We start from the raw sequence: 22,690 nt of genomic DNA on the forward strand, positions 1-22,690 counted from the left end.
ATATTTTGGAATATAAACAAACATTATTAATGCCAAAAACAGCTTTTCCAATGCGTGGAAATCTTCCAAATAAAGAGCCTGAACGCCAAAAAAATTGGGAAGAAAATAATCAATATCAAAAAAATTTAGAGCGCACAAAGGACAGGCCATTATTTATTTTACATGATGGTCCCCCTTATGCGAATGGAGATATTCATATCGGTCATGCGTTGAATAAAATTTTAAAAGATTTTATTGTTCGCTATAAGTCCATGACAGGGTATTACGCACCATATGTTCCTGGCTGGGATACACATGGATTGCCGATTGAAACAGCATTAGCGAAGAAAAAAGTAAAACGGAAAGAAATGTCCGTTGCAGAATTCCGTAAACTTTGTGAAGAATACGCACTTGAACAAATTGACAGTCAGCGTACACAATTTAAAAAATTAGGTGTACGTGGAGATTGGGATAATCCATATATCACGTTAACAAAGGATTATGAAGCTTCTCAAATTAAGGTATTTGGAGAAATGGCACGAAAAGGCTATATTTATAAAGGGCTGAAGCCGGTATATTGGTCTCCGTCTTCTGAATCTGCACTCGCAGAAGCAGAAATCGAATATCAAGATAAACGCTCGCCATCTATCTATGTTTCTTTTGAAGTAACAGATGGAAAAGATGTGCTTGATGGCGGAGAGAAAATGATTATCTGGACGACCACTCCTTGGACGCTTCCTGCGAACCTAGGAATCAGCTTACATCCTGATTTAAGCTATGTCGTAGCCCAAGTAAATGATGAAAAATATGTTCTTGCAGAAGCTTTACTGGAGGATGTGAAAGAAGTATTAGGTTGGGAAGATGTAACAGTCGTAAAGAAATTCAAAGGGCAAGAAGCAGATCGTATAGAAGCACAGCACCCATTTTACGATCGTAAATCGCTTGTCATGCTCGGAGAACATGTTACAACAGATGCAGGGACAGGATGTGTTCATACAGCTCCCGGTCACGGGGAAGACGACTTCTATGTCTGCCGCAGATATGGAATTGATGCATTTTGCCCAGTGGATGAAAAAGGTGTATTTACAAGTGAAGCACCAGGGTTTGAAGGTTTATTCTACGATGCAGCAAATAAAGCCATTACAGAACAATTGGATGAAAATGGTGCATTATTAAAATTAGAATTTATTACACACTCTTACCCGCATGATTGGAGAACAAAGAAACCGACGATCTTCCGTGCAACTTCACAGTGGTTTGCATCTATAAAAGATTTTCGACAAGATATTCTTGAAGAGATTAAAAAAGTGAATTGGTACCCGCATTGGGGAGAAACAAGACTTTACAATATGGTAAGAGATCGTGAAGATTGGTGCATTTCCAGACAGCGTGCTTGGGGAGTTCCGATTCCTGTATTTTATGGAGAAGACGGTACATCAATTATTACAGATGAAACCATTTCGCATGTATCTGATCTTTTCCGCGAACATGGTTCTAATGTATGGTTTGAGAGAGAAGCGAAAGATTTATTGCCGGATGGATTTACATCAGAGCATAGTCCAAATGGCAAATTTACCAAAGAAGTCGACATTATGGACGTTTGGTTTGATTCAGGTTCTTCACACGAAGGTGTATTGATGAATCGTGAAGAACTTACTCGCCCGGCTGATGTCTATTTAGAAGGAAGTGACCAATATCGTGGCTGGTTTAACTCCTCGTTGTCTACATCTGTCGCTGTAACGGGAAAAGCGCCATTTAAAAACATTATCAGTCATGGCTTTACGCTGGATGGAAATGGTCGTAAGATGAGTAAGTCATTGGGAAATACTGTTGATCCATCCAAAGTACAAAAGCAATTAGGCGCTGATATTTTGCGTCTCTGGGTTTCTAGTGTAGATTATCAGGCGGATGTGCGTATTTCCGATGCTATTCTAAAACAAACTTCGGAAAGTTATCGTAAGATCCGAAACACATTCCGATTCTTATTAGCAAATCTTGCTGATTTTGACCCTAGTAAAGACCGTGTGAAGGATGAAGACCTGCAGGAAGTAGATCGTTATATGCTCTATCGTCTGCAACAAATCTTAAAAAATGCCCGTGATAACTATGAGCACTTTGAATTTGCACCAGTGATTAGTCAAGTTCATAATTTCTGTGCTGTTGATTTAAGCTCTTTCTATTTAGATTTTGCGAAGGATATTCTGTATATTGAAGCTGCGGACCATCCACGCCGTCGCAGTATTCAAACAGGCTACTATGAAATTTTAACAACACTCGTGAAATTGCTTGCTCCAATTATCCCGCATACGACAGAAGAAGTGTGGGAATATATCCCTGGGGTAGAAGCAGAGTCAGTTCACTTAACAGATATTCCAGAGCCGCGAGAAGTTGCAGGTTCAGAAGAAATTGTTGAAAAATGGAACCAATTTATGGAAGTTCGAGATGACGTTCTGAAAGCTCTTGAAGAAGCGAGAAGTGAGAAGGTTATCGGGAAGTCATTAGAAGCTAAAATTACATTAGTACCTCTCGATGAAGAAACCAAACAAGTTTTAGAAAATATTGCTCATCTGCATCAATACTTTATTGTTTCTGAGGCAGCTATTTCAAGTGAAAAAGGAATTGGTAAAGCATATGATTATGTGGAAGTTGCCGTTGAAAAGCATCCAGGTGAAACATGCGAACGCTGTTGGGTTGTTTCTGAAACAGTAGGCCAAGATCAGGAACATCCAGGTCTATGCGCAAGATGTGCCAGTGTTGTCAAAGAAAATTATGTGAATTAAAAATGGAGGAGCCAGTTTTCTGGAAAGCTGGCTCTTATTTTTACTATAAAATTGTAAAGCTAATTGTTGTATTTTTCTTTACAATTACTACAATTACCAGTAGACTTAATTTGTAAACTGAATACATAAAATGCACTGGGGGAGCTGTTTAGCTGAGAAAGACGTTTTGTATTGACCCTTTGCACCCGAACTAGATAATCCTAGCGTGGGGAATGTGCAGTCGATAATGAATTAGATAATAATTTATCAATTTATCAATAACTCTATTAAAGGCTGCATTCTATGGAATGTGGTCTTTTTTTAGTTATACTTCTCATTTCGTCTGTATCTTTTAACCTTCATCGCAAGGAAAGGGAACTGGGAAGTCCTGCTAAGAAGTTTGGTGTAACAGGGAACAGCTCTAAAACATTTTATCACGGAGAATCGTCTGTAAAACTCACACCTCCAAATAAAGCGAAAAAATAAATTTATTTAGGCGGTAGATCAGGTGAGCTAACTCCCTGAATCACTCAGGCTAATTCAGTGAGAGAAAAGCAGCAGACTAAGTTCGCGACATTCTGGGACTGGGGCTGCGATTACTCGCCCCATTGTAAAGAGTTGTGCGACGAAACTCCCGCTGAATGAAGTTTCGTTTTATGTATCCATAGGAGGTGAGAAATTTGAATAAGCATTGGACTTTTATCGATACGGGTTTCCAGGATGCTGCGTGGAACATGGCTTTTGATGAATGTCTGATCAACTGGCACCACGAAGGGAGAATCCCGCCAACACTAAGATTTTATGGTTGGAAATACCCGAGTTTGTCGATTGGTTATTTTCAAAAAGTTGATAAGAAAATTGATCTTAAAGCAATAGAACGACATCAGTGCCAATTCGTCCGTCGTTTGACAGGTGGCAGTGCCGTACTTCATGACGATGAATTAACGTACAGTCTGGTTATTTCAGAGAATGATCCGGCTATTCCTGTATCGGTTCAAGAGGCATATCACGTATTATCTGAGGGGGTCTTTGAAGGGTATCATAACTTAGGGATTCCTGCTGAATATGCAACGTTGGACAGGGAAAGCGTCAGAGGGAGAACGGCAATATGCTTTGAAAAACCAGCGTTTTACGAAATGGTTGTTGAAGGTAAAAAGATTTCTGGAAATGCACAAACAAGAAAAAAGGGTGTACTGATGCAGCATGGATCTATTCCGATGAGTATGGATACCAAGATGCTCTTTGATTTGTTTGTATTCTCTTCTGAAAAATTAAGAGAACGGAGTCGAGCTTCTTTTTCTAAAAAAGCAGTTACCATTAACCAAATAACGAATCGGACACATCAATATGAGATGTTAACGGATGCATTTAAGGAAGGCTTTAAGAAAGGGTTAGGTATAGAACTACAACCTTTACAGTTAACGAAAATCGAGTGGGATGAAGTACAGCAATTAGCACAATCAAAGTATGAATCAAAAGCATGGAATATAAACTCAGGCAAGGAGCGTGCTGACATTGGCTAAACAATCAGAATATATTCGTAAACCAGAATGGCTGAAAACAAAAATCAATACGAATGAATCGTATAAAAAATTAAAGAACTTAATGCGGGATAACCGGCTGAACACCGTGTGTGAGGAAGCAAAGTGTCCAAATATTTACGAATGCTGGAGTGAGCGGAAAACGGCAACATTTATGATTTTAGGTGATACATGTACACGTGGCTGCCGTTTTTGTGCAGTCAAAACAGGTCTTCCAAGCGGATTAGACCTTGGAGAACCGAAGCGGGTTGCTGATTCCGTTGAAGTGATGGGATTAAAGCATGTGGTTGTGACAGCAGTTGCCCGTGATGACTTGGAAGATGGCGGAGCCGCTGTTTTTGCCAATACGGTGCGTGCCATTCGTCACCAAAATCCAGGCTGCACCATAGAAGTTCTCCCTTCAGATATGAAAGGGGATTATGAAAGTTTACATACACTTATGGATAGCGAACCGGATATTTTTAACCATAATATTGAAACAGTCAGGCGCTTAACGAAACGTGTACGAGCAATTGCGAGGTACGATCGATCCTTACAATTGCTTCAACGCGTAAAAGAAATTGCTTCAGACACACCTGTAAAATCAAGCATTATGGTGGGGCTGGGAGAAACAAAAGAAGAGCTTATTGAAGCAATGGATGACTTGCGTGCGCATGATGTGGATATTGTTACAATCGGGCAATATTTACAGCCAACGAAAAAGCATTTGAATGTGGAAAAGTATTATCATCCTGATGAATTTGAAGAATTGAAAAAAATTGCTCTTGAAAAAGGCTTCTCACATTGTGAATCAGGACCATTGGTACGCTCCTCTTATCATGCGGATGAACAAGTAAGTCAATCTGCAGCGCAAAGGCGTATTCAATATATGAAAGGATATGAAACGCAAGAAGATACAACCGTTGATTTTCAATTTTAAATAATCTGCTGTCTAAAACTCCCTTTTAACTATTTGTAAATGGTAAAAAGGGGGTTTTTTATACCAATATTCTAAAGACTTATGGATGATGATGTTATTTAACTTTTGTGCATTAAAAAGTAACTTTATATTCAAGAAACAGGAAGTGGATTGTTCTTTTGATAACTTCCTTGCCAAAGGATAGAAGGTGAGGGGTAAGTCACCGCTGCGGCGGACCGTTTTGCTTTCCTAGGGGCACGCTCTTCAGCTAACTTTTGCCAAGAAAATCGCTTGGCAACAGTGGATCTTCAGATGGTGCTGATCCCACAGGAGTCAAAACGGTCCGCCTCCGCTAGTAAGGTGTTCTATAGGTGAAATAGCTGAACAAATAAAAGGTAGTTCAGAAGAGATTTTTCGTGGTGTATGGTAAAATGTTCCGCTAAGATTTCTTTCTGTGCATGAAAGTTATTCCAGATGTTAATTATCCATGCTGTTTTGATTCGAACTGCTTAATCATCCATTTGGAATAACGGAATGATTGCGTCATCAAGCGATAGATATACTATTTCGTCCAGCCCAACAGGATGTTATTTCTTTCATTCGCTGTAGAATTCCATTAGAGCGGAGTGGTTGGCCGGAGCGGAGCTATGCACAATCATTAATTCCAAAATCAACGGATATGTAACCAAAAAACAAGCATGGTAATGGAGAACATGTTCATCCTGAAATAACAAGTTATATATACTTATTCTCAGGTACAAAAGTTGACGATGTTAGAAATAAGGAAAATCGTATTGTTTCTTGAAAATTACCAGCAGAAAGGATAAGATAAAGAAAGCTCGGTAAACCAAGCTTGAAAAGGCACAGGCTTGCCTTAGTCGGGACTGGAGTTATTCACCTTACTAAAACGAAAACATTTGCAACCAATGTTGATACGGGGACATCGGATCCGTCGTAATGTATTCCTTAAATTGTTAAAAAGACTTGCTTAGATTGGAGAAATGAACATGTGGAGATATTACCTGATTACACTTGTCCTGATTGGAATTGACCAATGGACAAAGTGGCTTGTTGCTGAAAGAATGGAAATTGGTGAATCCATCCCAATTATTAATGAATTCTTCTATATTACCTCGCATCGAAATTCAGGAGCAGCATGGGGGATTTTAGAAGGACAAATGACGCTGTTTTATATCATTACCGTTATTGTGGTTGCCGGATTAATCTACTTTTTACATACACATGGGAAACAAGATCGCCTGATTGCTGTCGGAGTTAGTGTATTAATCGGAGGAGCGGTTGGGAATTTTATTGATCGCATCTTATATCAAGAAGTAGTAGACTTCGCAAACTTCTATATTTTTAATTATAATTTTCCAATATTTAATGTGGCGGATGCTTCACTGACAATCGGTGTTGTTATTGTGATGATTGCGATTATATTGGATGAGAGAAAGCGGGGCAAGGAGAAAAAATGACAATGAATCAGCACACGATAACGGAGATAGAGCATCGAAAAAGGGTGGATAAAATTCTTTCTGATTTGCTGCAAGACCATTCGCGCTCGCAAATTCAAAGCTGGATTGAAGAAGGTAACGTTAAATTGAATGGAGAGTCTGTAAAAGCAAATCAAAAAGGTCAAGCAGGTGAAAGTCTTACCTGGGAAATACCTGAAACAAAGCCGCTTATATTAGAGGCAAAGGATATTCCTTTAGATATTGTCTATGAAGATGAGGATCTTCTGGTAGTAAATAAAGCAAAAGGAATGGTTGTCCATCCGTCTGCTGGACATCGCACAGGAACGTTAGTCCATGCGTTATTATTTCATTGCACCGATTTATCAGGAATCAATGGTGTAGAACGACCTGGTATTGTCCATCGAATTGATATGGATACTAGTGGACTATTAGTTGTAGCAAAAAATGATTTTTCCCATCAGCATTTATCAGAACAGCTGCAAGAAAAGACGTTAAAAAGAACGTATGAAGCGATTGTTCATGGAGAGGTTGGTCATGAGACCGGCTTAATTGATGCACCAATTGGCAGAGATCCAAAAGATCGTCAAAAAATGGGAGTCGTTGAAAATGGTAAACCAGCTGTCACTCATTTTCGCGTGTTAGATCGATTTCCTCACTATACTCATGTGGAATGCCAATTGGAAACCGGCCGAACACATCAAATACGTGTCCATATGCAATATATTGGTTTTCCGTTAGTAGGTGATCCGAAATATGGACAGCGAAAATCGTTAGATGTACAAGGACAGGCATTGCATGCGAAACAAATTGCTTTTATCCATCCGCGAACAGAAAAACGAATGGAATTTGAAGCTGCTCCGCCTGCTGTTTTCACAGAAGCGCTCGACCAAATCCGCAAAATGTATTGACAGACTCGTCACATTCTGACATAATAAGTAACAACAAATAAAGACCTTTAATAATAGTCCTGTGAGGCTAGAAAGGCTACGATGAACAAGTTTATTTATGGTACACGTATGCCCTTTTCCATCTGCAGGAAAAGGGCATTTTTTATGTAATAAGAAAGGGGCGTATATAGTTGAAGAAAAAAACAGAGATTCTTGATGCTGCAGCAATAAACAGAGCATTAACTAGAATGTCCCATGAAATTCTGGAAAAGAATAAAGGTGGAGACGACCTCGTTTTAATTGGAATCAAAACAAGAGGTGTTCCGCTTGCGAAAAGTATTCAAGAGAAAATCAAGCAAATTGAAAATATCGAAGTGCCTTTTGGCGAATTAGATATTACCATGTATCGGGATGACTTGGAGAAAAAGGATCATCATGAAGAACCGAGGATCAATTCGGTTTCTATAGACATGGATATAACCAACAGGCAAGTAATTCTGATTGATGATGTCCTCTACACAGGAAGAACCGTCCGTGCGGCAATGGATGCCGTAATGGATGTCGGCAGACCAGCAACGATACAACTTGGAGCCTTGGTAGACCGTGGTCACCGGGAGCTGCCTATTCGGGCTGACTATGTAGGTAAAAATATACCTACTTCCGACCAGGAAATTGTCGTCGTTCAGCTAAGTGAAAAAGATCAAGTGGACCTTGTTTCTATTTATGAAAAGAATACATGATAACTTTTAATCAAATCCAGAGAGGTTTGAAAGGTTGTTAAAGAACAGCGAATGCTCTTACAGAGTATTCGTCTAGCTCTCTGCAGCCTTTGCAGGGAGCTTTTTTTGAAGGAAGTATTATATTTAAATATCAATTTAAAAGAATGACACCAAAGAGGGAGAGATGAATCGTGAAACATTTTATTTCGATGCAGCAACTATCGAAAGAAACGATGAATCAAATTCTTAAAGAAGCCGAATCGATAAGAAAATCACCAAAAACGATGAACAAACAGTTATTTGCTGCCAATCTATTCTTTGAACCTAGCACAAGAACAAAAATGAGCTTTGAAGTTGCTCAGAAAAAGTTAGGATTAGAAATGCTGGATTTGCATACAGAAGCGTCCAGCCTTGTAAAAGGAGAATCCTTATACGATACAGCGAAAACCTTTGAAGCCATTGGTGCGGATGTACTGGTTGTCCGTCATCCATCTGATTATTGGATAGACGAAATTGAGGAAGCTGGTGGACTCCGCATACCTGTTATCAATGCCGGTTCCGGCAAAGAAGAGCATCCTACCCAATGTATGCTGGATTTACTGACCATGTATCAGGAATTTGGCAATGTTGAAGGAAGAAAAGTTGTAATTGCCGGGGATATACAACATAGTCGAGTTGCCAGATCAAATGCACTGGCTCTTGAAAAATTAGGCGCCAAGGTATACTTAAGTGCAGCGCCGGGATTTGAAGATAACTCGCTGTATTACCCATACATCACAATGGATGAGGCAGTAGAAATAGCAGATGTTGTAATGCTTCTGAGAATTCAGCATGAACGCCACATTCATAAGGCGGAGACTTCTGATTATCTCACTCTCTATGGTTTAACAATGGAAAGAGCAGCGAAAATGAAAAAGCATGCTATTATTATGCATCCAGCTCCAATCAACAGAGGGGTAGAAATTGATACAAAACTTGTAGAAAGTAAACAATCACGTATTTTTAAACAAATGGAAAATGGTGTTTATGTCAGAATGGCTATATTGATTCATGTATTAAAAGAATGGGGGATTATTCATGAAAACGAAATTAACGAACGCAAAACGCTTAACATCATCTAATGAATTGGAAAACTGTGAGGTAGTTATCGAAAATGGGAAAATTATAAAGATAGCTCCAGAAGTGACAGAACAAGCTGATAAAACAATTAATGGAAACAATAACCTTCTTACGCCAGGTTTTATAGACGTGCATATCCACCTGCGTGAACCGGGCGGCGAGTATAAAGAAACGATTGCAACAGGTACACAATCTGCAGCGCGCGGCGGCTATACTACCGTTTGTAATATGCCGAATACAAACCCGGTACCTGACAGTGAAGGGACTTTAGAAAAACTACTTCAAAAAATTGAAGAAGACGCGGTTGTTCGTGTCCTTCCATATGCATCGATCACCAAAGGCTTAAAAGGAGAAGAACGGACCGATATTAAAGCGTTATTCGAGCAGGGTGCATTTGCTTTTACCGATGACGGGGTAGGAATTCAGACAGCGAACCAAATGTTTCAAGCTATGAAAGAAGCAGCAGCATGTGGTGCAGCAATTGTTGCCCATTGTGAAGATAATTCCCTTGTTTACGGCGGTGTGACACACGATGGGGAAGTAAGCAAACGGCTAAACCTTCCTGGAATACCGTCTTTAAGCGAATCTGTACAAATTGCCAGAGACGTATTATTAGCTGAAGCAGCGGATTGCCATTATCATGTGTGCCACGTCAGCACGAAAGAATCTGTCCGTATCATCCGTGATGCGAAAAAAGCGGGTATCAAAGTAACAGCAGAAGTTTCACCGCATCACCTGATCCTGAATGAAACGGATATTCTTGAAAATGATGCAAATTTCAAAATGAATCCCCCATTAAGAGGAAAAGATGATCAAGATGCACTGATTGAAGGTCTTTTAGATGGAACGCTTGATTTTATTGCGACAGACCATGCTCCTCATGGAGAGGAAGAAAAAGCAAATGGATTCTTAGAAGCACCATTTGGCATTGTTGGCTTAGAAACAGCTTTTCCACTGCTATACACGCATTTAGTACAAAAAAATGTATTAAATTTACATGAATTAATCGATCGAATGACCAAAAAACCGGCAGATGTTTTCGGACTTCCTTATGGAACTATGGAAGAAGGAGCACCTGCAGATTTAACGCTGGTTGATTTAGAAAAAACAGCAAAAATCGACCGTTATCAATTTGCTTCTAAAGGCAAAAATACACCTTTCCATGGCTGGGAGGTAACAGGGTTCCCTGTCATGACAATGGTAAATGGGAAAGTCGTATTTGAGGAGGGCAACAATGCGTAAACGTAATTTAATCTTAGAAGATGGAACAGTTTTTGAAGGATATGGTTTTGGAAGCGAAGAGGTTTCCAAAGGAGAGATTGTGTTTAACACGGGAATGACTGGATATCAGGAAGTGATTACAGATCCAAGTTATTGTGGTCAATTTGTAACAATGACGTATCCTTTAATCGGAAACTATGGGATAAACAGAGATGATTTTGAAACAGTCACTCCATTTATCCACGGTTTGATTGTGAAAGAGTATAGCGAGCAACCTTCCAATTTCCGGAATGAAGAGACAATTGATAGTTTCTTAAAGGCGAATAATATTCCTGGAATTGCTGGAATCGATACGAGGAAGTTAACACGTATTATCCGCAGGCATGGAACGATGAAAGCAGCAATTGTTTCTGCTGAAGAAGATGTAGAAACAGCATTGGAAAACTTAAGAACTGCTGTATTTCGGACTGACCAGGTAAAACAGACTTCGACAAGCAAGCCTTACGTTGTTCCAGGCAGAGGATGCCGTGTTGTATTGGTTGATTTTGGTGCAAAGCACGGAATCCTTCGTGAGTTAACAAAGCGTGATTGTCAAATTACGGTTGTTCCTTATAATTACAAAGCGGAAGACATTTTACGTCTTCGTCCAGATGGAATTATGCTGACCAATGGACCGGGAGATCCAAAGGATGTACCAGAAGCCATTGAAATGATCAAAGCGATTCTTGGACAAGTACCGATATTCGGAATTTGTCTTGGCCATCAGCTTCTGTCCCTAGCTTGTGGAGCAAATACAGAAAAAATGAAATTTGGACACCGTGGTGCCAACCATCCTGTAAAAGATTTAGAGAATGATAAAACATACCTTACTTCTCAAAATCACAGTTATGCAGTGAGCCCCTCCACACTGGAAAATACCGGGCTTGAATTAACACAAATCGCAATCAATGATGAAACCGTAGAAGGGGTAAGACACACGACTTATCCGGCGTTCTCAGTCCAATATCACCCGGAAGCATCACCAGGGCCGGAGGATACAAATTATTTATTTGATGAATTTTTAAAGATGATGAAGCAACAAGAGAAGAAGCAGGAGGTTCATATTCATGCCTAAACGTACAGATATTCAAAAAATTCTTGTGATTGGATCCGGTCCAATTGTTATCGGACAAGCTGCAGAATTCGATTATTCCGGAACGCAAGCTTGCCAAGCATTAAGAGAAGAAGGTTATGAAGTTATTTTAGCTAATTCAAATCCTGCAACGATTATGACGGATAATACGGTTGCTGATAAAGTATATATGGAGCCTTTAACGGAAGAATTTTTAACAAAAATTATACGTAAAGAACATCCAGACGCTATTTTACCTACTCTAGGCGGACAAACTGGCTTAAATCTGGCAATGGAACTCGTCCGCAAAGGTATTTTAGAGGATCACAAAGTGCAGCTTTTAGGAACAGCTCCAGAATCAATTCAAAAAGCGGAAGATAGAGAATTATTCCGTACATTGATGAATGAATTAAATGAGCCAGTACCAGAAAGTGAAATTGTTCATACAGTTGATGAAGCTGTTGATTTCGCAAATAAAATTGGCTATCCACTCATTGTACGCCCTGCCTATACACTTGGCGGAACCGGCGGTGGAATGTGTTATAGTGAGGAAGAACTGAAAGAAATTACGCATAACGGGCTTGTACTTTCTCCAGTTAACCAATGCTTAATTGAACGTAATATTGCTGGTTTTAAAGAAGTCGAATATGAAGTTATGCGTGACCATAAGGACCAAGCAATCGTTGTTTGTAATATGGAAAATATTGATCCGGTTGGCATTCATACTGGTGACTCCATTGTAGTGGCGCCGTCACAAACATTAAGTGATCGTGAATATCATCTGTTACGTAATGCATCTTTAAAAATTATCCGTTCCTTAGAAATTGAAGGCGGCTGTAACGTTCAGCTGGCTCTCGATCCATATAGCTTCCAATATTATGTGATTGAAGTAAATCCACGTGTTAGCCGTTCATCTGCGTTAGCATCAAAAGCAACTGGTTATCCGATTGCAAAAATTGCTGCGAAAATCGCGGTTGGCTACACATTGGATGAAATCATTAACCCAATTACTGGTAAAACATACTCCATGTTTGAACCGGCATTAGACTATGTAGTAACGAAATTCCCACGTTTCCCATTCGATAAATTTACTTCAGGAGATCGCCGTTTAGGCACACAGATGAAGGCGACTGGAGAAGTAATGTCAATCGGCCGTAATTTGGAAGAATCCTTATTGAAAGGTGTACGCTCCCTGGAAATGGGAACCGAAGAGCTGTACCTCGCAAAAGCAGAGGAATTAGATGAAGAAACATTGGATAAACGTTTGAAGCGTGCAGATGATGAACGTATTTTCCTGTTAGCAGAAGCAATACGACGCGGCTATTCGGTTGATAAAATCTTTGACATGACAAAGATTGACCGCTTCTTTTTAAACAGTTTAAATAAAATAATAGAAACAGAGAAATCTTTAGTTGAAAACAAAAAAGATGTTGCGGTATTAAAAATAGCAAAAGACCTTGGTATTTCTGATGAACAAATAGCTAGACTCTGGAATGTCTCAATTGATGAGGTCTATGCATTAAGGAAAGAGCAGGGGATCTTCCCAGTTTATAAAATGGTAGATACCTGTGCGGCAGAATTTGAATCTGAAACTCCTTACTTTTATAGTACGTATGAAACCGAAAACGAATCAGAAGTAACGGATCGCAAGAAAATCTTAGTGCTCGGCTCCGGACCAATTCGTATTGGACAGGGAATAGAGTTTGACTATGCAACTGTTCATTCTGTATTTGCCATTAAAGAACTTGGCTATGAAGCAATTATTATGAATAATAATCCTGAAACGGTATCTACTGATTTTACAATTTCCGATAAGCTTTACTTTGAGCCGCTTACTTTAGAAGATGTCATGCATGTCATTGAACTGGAAAAACCAGAAGGCGTGGTTGTACAGTTTGGCGGGCAAACAGCGATTAATCTTGCAGATGGGCTGGAACGCCGCGGGGTGAAAATTTTAGGCACAGGTCTGGAAGCAATCGACCGCGCAGAAGACCGGGATAAATTTGAAGTTTTATTAGATGAGCTTGATTTGCTTCGTCCACAAGGTAAAGCCGTGCCAAGATTAGATAAGGCAATTGAAACAGCAAATGAAATTGGTTATCCGGTACTTGTACGCCCTTCCTATGTTATTGGCGGTAGCCGTATGGAAATTGTATATAGCGAAAAAGAGCTGGAAAATTATTTAGCGAAATCAGATGGTGTTGATTCTGCACATCCGATTTTAATTGATAAATATTTAACTGGAATGGAAGCAGAGGTAGACGCCATTAGTGATGGAGAAACAACGATTGTTCCTGGAATTATGGAGCATATCGAACGTGCAGGAGTGCACTCTGGTGATTCGATGGCAGTATACCCGCCGCAACGTCTAAGTGAAGCAGTGAAAGAAAAATGTTTGGACGCAGCAGTGAAAATTTCTAAATCACTAAACGTAAAAGGACTTATCAATATTCAGTTTATTATCCGTGATGAAGATGTTTATGTGTTGGAAGTAAACCCTAGAGCCAGCAGAACGATTCCTTTCTTAAGTAAAATTACTGGCGTTACGATGGCCAATATTGCAACTAAATGTATTCTGGGTGAAAAATTAGCTGATATGGGTTATGAAACGGGTATTTTACCTGAACAAGAGCTTGTTTCTGTCAAAATTCCGGTATTCTCCTTTGAAAAATTACGCAGTGTAGATACCATTCTTGGACCAGAAATGAAATCTACCGGGGAAGCAATCGGCTATGATAAAACATTAGAAAAAGCATTGTATAAAGGACTGATTGCTTCTGGATTAAAAGTTCCGCAAGAAGGCGGCGTGTTATTGACCGTTGCGGATAAGGATAAAGCAGAAATGCTTGAGGTAGCTGAACGTTTCCATCAGCTTGGGTTTGTACTCTATGCAACACAAGGGACAGCAGCCTTTATTGAGGAAGAAGGCGATATTCCTGTTGTTCAAGTTGGTAAAGTCGGTGTGGATGAGCCAAATGTTCTGTCTATCATTGAAGAAGGAAAAGTCCAATTTGTTATCAATACCCTTAATTCCGGACAAAAACCAAGATCCGACGGCTTCTTGATCCGGCGTGAAGCAGTAGAACATGGCATTGCAAGTCTGACAAGCTTAGATACAGTGAATGCGATTATTAATGTAATTGATTCAACAACATTTACAGCACAATCCATCGGCGGACAAAAGGTGAAACAATCATGAAGAAAAGACATGAAATGAAAGTATTAGCTGTTGATACGATCGCCAAAGAAACGATTGAAATGACATTGTATCAGCCGGAAATCAGTCAACAAACGGTACCAGGTCAGTTCTTGCATCTGCTTGTCCCGGGATTTACTTTAAGAAGGCCTATCTCGATTGCTAAGGTAGATCCTGGAGAAGGTACGCTTACGATTTTATTCAAAATAGTAGGTGATGGAACAAGTGCTTTAGCAGCATATCAACCTGGAATGACCGTGGATGCGCTTGGTCCAAATGGAAATGGTTTTTCTATCTCCAATGTAAAAGAAGGGGAGCGGATTTTGTTAGTAGGTGGAGGAATTGGGGTTCCTCCCATCTACCATCTCGCCAAGCGCTTGAGTGAAAAGAATGTGGAGCTTGTTGCTGTTTTAGGTTTTCAATCCAAGGATTATGTCTTTTATGAAGAAGCGTTCAAACAAATAGCAGAAACCTATGTAGTAACCAATGATGGCTCTTATGGGCATCAAGGATTTGTCACACATGTTTTCCCTGAAGTTGGTGCATTTGATCAATATTTCAGCTGTGGACCGCTTCCAATGCTTCGTGCCGTAACAACAGAATTAAGAGACACTGCAGGGAATGTCTCTCTTGAGGAAAGAATGGGCTGTGGTGTCGGTGCTTGTATGGCGTGTGTCCTGCCGACAGTAGATAATAGCTACAAGAAGATTTGCAGTGACGGACCCGTATTTTCTGCACAGGAGGTTATCTTATGAACCTAGAGGTGAAATTACCTGGACTAACGTTAAAAAACCCTATTATGCCAGCATCAGGCTGCTTTGGATTCGGCAAGGAGTACAGTGAATTCTACGATTTAAGCCGTTTAGGCGCTGTTATCATGAAGGCAGCAACGCAATTTGAACGCTTTGGAAATCCGACACCGCGAGTTGCAGAAACGTCTTCCGGCATGTTAAATGCGATTGGTTTGCAAAACCCTGGAGTAGAACGAATTATTGAAAATGAAGTTCCCAGGCTGGCTGCATATGATACGTCGATTATCGCAAATGTTGCCGGGAGTTCGTTAGAAGAATATGTTTTTGTAGCCGAATCATTTAATCAGACAAAAGATGTTCATGCGTTAGAATTAAATATCTCTTGTCCCAATGTAAAAGAAGGCGGTATTCAGTTTGGGACTAATCCGGAAATGGCTAAAAAAGTTACTTCTGCAGTAAAAGAAGCAAGTAATCTTCCTGTATATGTAAAGCTGTCGCCGAATGTGACCAACATAGTAGAGATGGCAAAAGCAGTGGAAGAAGCAGGTGCTGACGGACTATCTATGATTAATACATTAACAGGGATGAAGCTGCATTTGCCAACGGGAAAACCGCTTATTGCCAACCAGACTGGAGGATTATCCGGCCCGGCCATTAAGCCGATTGCTATCCGGATGATTTATGAAGTACGGCAGCACGTGACCCTCCCGATTATTGGTATGGGAGGCATCTCCACAGCAGAAGATGTACTAGAATTTTTGCAGGCTGGTGCAGATGCTGTTGCAGTCGGTACAGCAAATTTCCAAAATCCTTTTGCGTGTGCAGATATCATTGAAGCCCTTCCAGAAACATTGACTAAATATCAATATACTTCTGTTCAAGAGGTGATTGATAGAAGGAGTGTACATGCATGAGCGTCTTTGTCGCTTTAGATTTTCCAACATGGACAGATACAGAACGGTTTTTAAAAGGCAATAATTTAGCAGGCGTCCCAGTAAAAGTAGGAATGGAGCTTTTTTATCGTGAAGGTCCGGCTATAATAGAAAAATTGCAGGCAGATAACCACCCGATTTTTCTGGATTTAAAGCTTCATGATATTCCAAATACGGTTCATCAGGCGATGAAAAACATTGCTGCGTTGAATGTAGATATGGTAACAACCCATGCGATTGGCGGAAAAGAAATGATCTATCAGGCGAAACAAGGCTTGGGAGGGTCGTCGACAAAGCTGATGGCAGTGACAATACTTACTTCAATGGACAATACCGTTTTAGAGCAGGAGCTTGGTTTGCCGGGAGATGTAGAAGATAATGTCATTCGTTTTGCATCCTTAGCAAAAGAAGCTGGAGCAGACGGAGTAGTCAGCTCGGTTCATGAAGTACCAGTGATAAAAGAACATTGCGGTAAAGACTTTTTATCGATAACCCCAGGAATTCGCTTAGCAGATTCCTCTCAGGATGATCAGAAAAGAGTAGCGACGCCGCAGAAGGCCAAAGAATTGGGCAGTGATTTTCTGGTTGTCGGCAGAAGTATTACCAAAGCAAATAATCCAAGAAAAGCATATGAACAAGTAATGAAGGAGTGGCAGCATGGAGAATAATGTAACAAAAGATTTATTAGCAATCGAAGCCGTACAATTAAATGCAGATAACTATTTCACATGGACATCCGGATTAAAATCACCTATTTATTGTGATAATCGTTTAACAATGAGTTATCCTGCTGTCCGCAAAAAAATTGTTCAAGCATTTGCTGATATGGTGAAAAATAGTGATACAAAACCGGAAGTTATCGCCGGTTGTGCAACTGCTGGCATTCCACATGCAGCCTGGCTTGCAGAAAAACTTGATTTACCAATGGTATATGTGCGTTCTAAACCAAAAGGACATGGAAAAGGAAACCAGATTGAAGGGGCATCGGTAGAAGGGAAAAAGGTGCTTGTTATTGAAGATCTGATTTCCACGGGCGGGTCGTCTATTCAATCAGCCGAAGCGCTAAAGCAGGATGGTGCTGAAGTTACGGCAGTGTATTCCATTTTTACATATGGACTTCCAAGAGCCCAAAAAGCATTTGAAGAAGCAGGTTTCTCCTATGAATCGATTACCGGTTTTGATCAGCTGTTAGAATTACTTATTGAAGAAAATAAGCTTACGGAGAAAGAAAAAGAGACAGTACTTGCTTGGAGAAGCGAGTTATAAGAATAAGAAAGGATGTGACCCGTAAAAGAAGGCACATCCTTTTTTCGTCCTTATTTTTCCCACATACTTATCCATTCATCAATGGCAAAGGAGAGGATGGTATTTTCATCTTTTTGTAAACGTATTGATTTTTGCAGCTTTTCATCGGCTGTTTCGATAAAATCAGTAACTTGCTGACGTACTTCCTCCGAATCTACTGTACGGTTAAGCCAGTCTTGGAAAGGAAGTTCTTTTATCCGAATATCCTCTTTCAGCAATGTAAATGGATGTTTTGAAAAGAGTTTCTTCCATTCCGAAATCTTTTTAGCGCGTTCATGACTTGGATCACGCATCGCTTCCAGCTGATTTAAAAATTGGTCTTCTGCATCATCCTCGGGAGCAATATTATCGATAAATAAACATTTACCGCCGGGTTTTAATACACGATATGCTTCCTGTATAAATTTTTCAGGATGTGGAAAATGATGGGCTGCGATACGGCAGGTGACAATATCCATAGAATCATCGAGAAATGGAAGTTCCTCGGCGTCAGCAATGAGAAGTAAAATGTTATTGGTTTCATTTAAGCTGTTTTTCACATTAACTAACATTGATGGTGTTAAATCGGTTGCAATAACTTGTTTGGAGAATGGGGCTAATGTTTTTGCAACCTGCCCTCCACCTGTAGCAATATCTAAAACAGTTTGTTCGCTGGACGGGTTTAACCACTCCACAATTTTTTGTAAAGCCGCCGGGTTACTATGTGTATGACTTTTGATATAAGCATCTTCTCTTTTGGTAAATAATTCTTTATTCAATAGCTTTTTATCCATGTAACATCCTTCCTTTCTTGTTTTCCGCATCAAACTCCGCTTTATTCAACAGATGAAGCTTACTGTAAATACTCTTAAATTCATATTATATGGTATAATCAAATAAGTAAAATACTATATTTTAATCAAAAATGATAACCTATCCTTATAGGAGGTTTTGTTATGCGGATGGATGATTACGAAATCCTTTTAAAACTTTATGAAATAGGGACCATAAGAGGCACAGCAAAAGCTATTCTTATTTCTCAGCCGGCTGTTACTCAACGTTTGAAATACATGGAAAACTATTTTGGAGAAGAAATATTTATACGGACATCGAAGCGTTTATTGCCGACGCCGGCTGGCGAACGGGTTATTCAGCATGCCAAGGAAACCGTAGAAAGGGAGCATCAATTTAAAAACCGTTTAGCGGAGACAGGTGAAGAAATACAAGGGACATTATCTATTGCATGCTCTTCATTGATCAGCCAGCGTTATCTGCCGGACATTTTAGGGGAGTATACTGCTGCGTACCCAAAAGTAACGATTGATTTAGTAACAGGAATTAGTGAAAATATCAAAAAAAATCATAAACAATACCATGTATGTATTATTCGCGGCGAAAAATTAAAAGAAACCACCTCGGTACATTTGTTTGATGACCCGCTCTATATTTTTGATACGGAGCCTTTTCCGGATCACGCCTTAAAAGAACGGCCTATTATTTCCTTCAAAAGTGATGACAGCATGCATGAGCTCGTTGACAGCTGGTTATTTGAACAGCAAAATTATATTAAACCGCAAAAAAAGATGACTGTAGACCAAATTGAAACGTGTAAGCAATTTATGAAGCAGGGAATTGGAATGGCTGTATTGCCGGGCAGTGTTTCCAATCATTTAAAGGAACATTATCCTTATATTCCTTTATTTGTCGAAAAACAGGCACTGACCCGTGATACCTGGGTCTGCTTTCAGGAAGGGATTCGCCAGCTCCCGCAAGTCGATCATTTTCTTCGTTTATTGGAAAACTATGATTTTGTTGCCGATTAAAAAATGATAGCGTTTCTTTTAAAAAAAGGTTTAAAGAAAAGGAATAAAGGAAATAGTACCATTAGATTAAATGATAAAGGAGCAGTGATTTCAATGAGTAACATTATTTTCAATTCAAAAGCAACAGCTCAAAACGGCAGAGATGGACATGTAAAATCAGATGATGGGATTATCGATGTTAATTTAGTTAATCCAGCTGGAAATAAATCAGATGAAAAAGGCTCCAACCCGGAACAGCTCTTCGCTGCTGGTTACGCAGCTTGCTATGATGGGGCACTTAATTTAATGGCATCCAATCAGGGAAAAAATATTACGTCAGAAACAACAGCAGAAATTCATTTTATGAAAGATCCTGCTGACGACGGCTTTAAAATTGGTGCAACCCTGCATATCAAAATAGAAGGCGTTAATCAGGAAGAAGCAGAAAAATTGGCAGAAGATGCACATCAATTCTGCCCATATTCCAAAGCAACAAGAGGTAATATTGATGTTGAATTAAAACCGACGGCAGTTTAAAAGTCTATTTAAAAAAGTTCCAGCTAATAAAAGCTGGAACTTTTTTTATACGTGATAAAAAACTTCTTACTTACTCAACTTTGCACTTAAGAATAAACATATATAACTTGCTATTTCAGGATGAACATGTTCTTCATTACCATGCTTGTTTTTTGGTTACATATCCGGCGATTTTGGAATTAATGATTGTGCATAGCTCTGCTCCGGCCAACCACTCCGCTTTCCGACGTACAAATGTTTTCGATGGGGCGAGTAATCGCAGTCCCAGGACGTACTAGTGCAGACGTTGCAACAACTCTTTTCGATGGGGTGAGTAATCGCAACCCCAGGAGTCACGGGTTTAGCCTGCAAACCACTTAGGAGTCTGCGTGGTTGGCCTCCGCTCTGATAGGATTCTACAGTGGATGAAAGAGATAACATCTTGTTGGGGTTGACGAAATAGCATCTCTTTCGCTTGATGACATGATCATTTCGATATTTTAAAATGTTTTGGTTTTGCAGTTCGAATCATAACAGCATGGATAGTTAACATCAGTAATAGCTTTCATGCACAGAGAGTAATGATTGCTGAACATTTTTATCATGCACTACAAAAAATCTCTTCTGTCTGAACTACCTTTTATGTGTTCAGCTATTTCACATATAGAACACCTTACTAGCGGAGGCGGACCGTTTTGACTCCTGAGGGACCAGCACCATCTGAAGATCCACTTTTGCCAAGCGATCTTCTTGGCAAAAGTTAGCTGAAGAGCGTGCCCCTAGGAAAGCAAAACGGTCCGCCGCAGCGGTGAACTGCTCCCTGTCAAGTAGACAGTAAAAAAACAAAAATTCTATGCAACAGCCTGGTACCGACATTCCAACGGTGTCAGGCTATTTAAGTTCTCCTGGTAACGTTCTTTATTATAGAATTGGATATATCTATCAATATCCGCTGCCAATGCTTCAAAACTTTTATACTGTTTAAAATAGTAAGACTCACTTTTAAAATGCCCAAAAAAGCTTTCCGCAGGCGCATTGTCAATGCAATTTCCAACGCAGGACATACTGCGGGTAATCCCGGCTTCTGTTGTCACGAATCGATATTCCTTCGAGGTATATTGCGAACCACGATCACTATGCAGTAAAGGAGTAGCCCCTGGATTTGCTTCCAGCGCTGCTTTAATTGTTTCCATAACGAGATCATTATTGTTATAGTAACTAACCTTATAGGCAACGATGGACCCATCATAAAGGTCTTTGATCATACATAAATAGGCTTTATGACCGTCTCTGTATTTTAAATGGGTAATATCCGTTACCCACTTTTGATTTGGTTTTTCTGCCGTAAACTCCCGATTAAGAAGATTGTCTTCGATGTTGACATAGCTTGTTTTGGTGGAATATCTATTGGAACGACGTATAAATGATTTCAAGTCTAATAAAATCATTAAACGGCGAATACGTTTCAAATTATAGCGTTTCCCGTATTTGCGTTGAATAACCATTCTGATCCGGCGATAGCCGTAAATCCCTCCGTACTGTTTAAAAATCTTTTGAATTTGCTTCATCAGCCATACATTTTCTTCTTCGTGGCTACCCGGCGTGTGATTCAGCCATTTATAATATCCGGATCGGGATACCTTTAAAATGTCGCATAATAATTGAATTGGCGTACCTGTTTCTTCATGATATGCATGAATCGCTTCAAAGGTAGGGACTTGTTTTCCTACTCGTTCCATCCTCTCCTTTCGATTTCCTCCAACTTTTTTAAGAGACCATTTTCTGCCTCCAAATATTGCGTACGGTGTTCCAGTTCCTTGATTCGAAGCTGTAATTTCTCTTCTTCGGTTAGGTTTGGCTTTGATTCTAATGTTTTCCCGCGCCGATCCTGAAGAGCCTGCTCGCCATCTTTCCGGTATTTACGAACCCAACTATACACTTGTTGATAGGAAACCCCATACTTCTCCGCAGCTTGCTGATAATTCAAATCATTGGCTATCGCATATTGGACAATCTCTATCCGTTCTTTGAATGTGGTTTTACGCCTTTCGCTCATTTTAACGCTTCCTTTATTCGTGGATTTCATCTCTTTCCCACTATTATAAAGGCTAAGCCAATGTTGTAAAACCGATCGGGACGAAATATGAAATTGGTTACATGTGCTTTCCAGACTTCCTCCTTTATACAGATAAAACTCGACAGCTTGTTGTTTTAACTCTGCGGAATAAGACTTCCAGCTTCTTGATTCTTTCAAACCGTCCACTCCATCAGCCTGGTATTTACGAATCCAGCTTTTCAGTGTCCGTTCATCTACTCCATGTTTTTTAGCTGTTGCCCCTATGGATTTTCTCTTATCTAATACTTGCCGTACGATTTGAATTCGATCATCTAACTCATGTTTCGTCAGTCTTCTAGACATACAAAATACTCCCTTCATAGTAGGAGAGATTTTTTATTATTTCTCTGTCTACTATAAAGGTAGCATATCAGCGGTAC

General features: G+C 39.8%; 18 protein-coding genes and 1 riboswitch. Of the genes, 16 read left to right on the forward strand and 2 right to left on the reverse strand.

What is annotated here, in order from left to right:
- Window positions 1-5 precede the first annotated feature (5 nt).
- The 14 genes from ileS to pyrE all read left to right on the forward strand — a co-directional run bounded on the left by ileS (window position 6) and on the right by pyrE (window position 17,858).
- Window positions 6-2,759 carry an isoleucine--tRNA ligase gene (gene ileS, locus BN986_RS11240; RefSeq protein WP_040979971.1) on the forward strand — a complete coding sequence of 918 codons (2,754 nt, stop codon included), beginning with the start codon at window positions 6-8 and terminating at the stop codon, window positions 2,757-2,759.
- 127 nt (window positions 2,760-2,886) lie between these two features.
- A riboswitch (TPP riboswitch) is annotated at window positions 2,887-2,989 on the forward strand.
- Between the two features lie 429 nt (window positions 2,990-3,418).
- Window positions 3,419-4,261 (forward strand): lipoate--protein ligase family protein, encoded by an 843-nt coding sequence (locus tag BN986_RS11245; RefSeq protein ID WP_040979973.1) that lies wholly within the window; start codon window positions 3,419-3,421, stop codon window positions 4,259-4,261.
- A complete protein-coding gene (gene lipA, locus BN986_RS11250) occupies window positions 4,254-5,198 on the forward strand; it encodes a lipoyl synthase (RefSeq protein WP_040979975.1) in 945 nt (314 codons plus the stop codon). The genes BN986_RS11245 and lipA overlap by 8 nt, the downstream gene beginning before the upstream one ends.
- Window positions 5,199-6,184: 986 nt before the next feature.
- Window positions 6,185-6,655 (forward strand): signal peptidase II, encoded by a 471-nt coding sequence (gene lspA / locus BN986_RS11255; protein ID WP_040979977.1) that lies wholly within the window; start codon window positions 6,185-6,187, stop codon window positions 6,653-6,655.
- Entirely contained in the window at window positions 6,652-7,563 is a 912-nt protein-coding gene (locus tag BN986_RS11260) for an RluA family pseudouridine synthase (protein WP_040979978.1), read from the forward strand. Before lspA ends, BN986_RS11260 begins: the two co-directional genes overlap by 4 nt.
- A gap of 227 nt (window positions 7,564-7,790) precedes the next feature.
- Window positions 7,791-8,282, forward strand: a complete 492-nt coding sequence (gene pyrR / locus BN986_RS11265) for a bifunctional pyr operon transcriptional regulator/uracil phosphoribosyltransferase PyrR (RefSeq protein ID WP_052400782.1) — start codon at window positions 7,791-7,793, stop codon at window positions 8,280-8,282.
- Window positions 8,283-8,452: 170 nt separating this feature from the next.
- Window positions 8,453-9,382 carry an aspartate carbamoyltransferase catalytic subunit gene (locus BN986_RS11270; RefSeq protein ID WP_040979981.1) on the forward strand — a complete coding sequence of 310 codons (930 nt, stop codon included), beginning with the start codon at window positions 8,453-8,455 and terminating at the stop codon, window positions 9,380-9,382.
- Window positions 9,339-10,622, forward strand: coding sequence for a dihydroorotase (locus BN986_RS11275; protein ID WP_040979983.1), 1,284 nt, complete (start codon window positions 9,339-9,341; stop codon window positions 10,620-10,622). The genes BN986_RS11270 and BN986_RS11275 overlap by 44 nt, the downstream gene beginning before the upstream one ends.
- Entirely contained in the window at window positions 10,615-11,715 is a 1,101-nt protein-coding gene (locus BN986_RS11280; RefSeq protein ID WP_040979985.1) for a carbamoyl phosphate synthase small subunit, read from the forward strand. Before BN986_RS11275 ends, BN986_RS11280 begins: the two co-directional genes overlap by 8 nt.
- Window positions 11,708-14,911 (forward strand): carbamoyl-phosphate synthase large subunit, encoded by a 3,204-nt coding sequence (carB, locus tag BN986_RS11285; protein WP_040979987.1) that lies wholly within the window; start codon window positions 11,708-11,710, stop codon window positions 14,909-14,911. The genes BN986_RS11280 and carB overlap by 8 nt, the downstream gene beginning before the upstream one ends.
- Window positions 14,908-15,663, forward strand: coding sequence for a dihydroorotate dehydrogenase electron transfer subunit (locus tag BN986_RS11290; protein ID WP_040979989.1), 756 nt, complete (start codon window positions 14,908-14,910; stop codon window positions 15,661-15,663). Before carB ends, BN986_RS11290 begins: the two co-directional genes overlap by 4 nt.
- On the forward strand, window positions 15,660-16,574 hold the full coding sequence (locus tag BN986_RS11295) for a dihydroorotate dehydrogenase (RefSeq protein ID WP_040979991.1): 915 nt from the start codon (window positions 15,660-15,662) through the stop codon (window positions 16,572-16,574). Before BN986_RS11290 ends, BN986_RS11295 begins: the two co-directional genes overlap by 4 nt.
- The gene (pyrF, locus tag BN986_RS11300) at window positions 16,571-17,260 is read left to right on the forward strand and encodes an orotidine-5'-phosphate decarboxylase (protein ID WP_040979993.1); all 690 of its coding nucleotides are present in this window, start codon (window positions 16,571-16,573) and stop codon (window positions 17,258-17,260) included. The genes BN986_RS11295 and pyrF overlap by 4 nt, the downstream gene beginning before the upstream one ends.
- Window positions 17,250-17,858, forward strand: a complete 609-nt coding sequence (gene pyrE, locus BN986_RS11305) for an orotate phosphoribosyltransferase (protein WP_040979995.1) — start codon at window positions 17,250-17,252, stop codon at window positions 17,856-17,858. Before pyrF ends, pyrE begins: the two co-directional genes overlap by 11 nt.
- A 50-nt stretch (window positions 17,859-17,908) precedes the next feature.
- Here pyrE and BN986_RS11310 read toward each other — a convergent pair whose 3' ends face one another.
- Window positions 17,909-18,670 carry a class I SAM-dependent methyltransferase gene (locus BN986_RS11310; protein ID WP_040979997.1) on the reverse strand — a complete coding sequence of 254 codons (762 nt, stop codon included), beginning with the start codon at window positions 18,668-18,670 and terminating at the stop codon, window positions 17,909-17,911.
- 162 nt (window positions 18,671-18,832) lie between these two features.
- On the opposite strand from BN986_RS11310, the gene BN986_RS11315 reads away from it, so the two are divergent.
- Together BN986_RS11315 and BN986_RS11320 are read left to right on the forward strand one after the other, a co-directional pair.
- Window positions 18,833-19,699, forward strand: coding sequence for a LysR family transcriptional regulator (locus BN986_RS11315; RefSeq protein ID WP_040979999.1), 867 nt, complete (start codon window positions 18,833-18,835; stop codon window positions 19,697-19,699).
- A gap of 93 nt (window positions 19,700-19,792) precedes the next feature.
- Window positions 19,793-20,215, forward strand: a complete 423-nt coding sequence (locus BN986_RS11320) for an organic hydroperoxide resistance protein (RefSeq protein ID WP_040980001.1) — start codon at window positions 19,793-19,795, stop codon at window positions 20,213-20,215.
- Window positions 20,216-21,045: 830 nt separating this feature from the next.
- On the opposite strand, the gene BN986_RS26705 is transcribed toward BN986_RS11320, so the two are convergent.
- Window positions 21,046-22,613, reverse strand: a protein-coding gene (locus tag BN986_RS26705; RefSeq protein ID WP_392392261.1) for an IS3 family transposase whose coding sequence is annotated in 2 segments (ribosomal slippage) — window positions 21,046-21,950 and window positions 21,950-22,613 — 1,569 coding nt in all. Because the reading frame shifts where the segments join, the coding sequence is not laid out codon by codon here.
- Window positions 22,614-22,690: the final 77 nt, after the last annotated feature.

It is taken from the genome of Oceanobacillus jeddahensis (genome assembly GCF_000750635.1).
Lineage (GTDB): Bacteria > Bacillota > Bacilli > Bacillales > Amphibacillaceae > Oceanobacillus > Oceanobacillus jeddahense.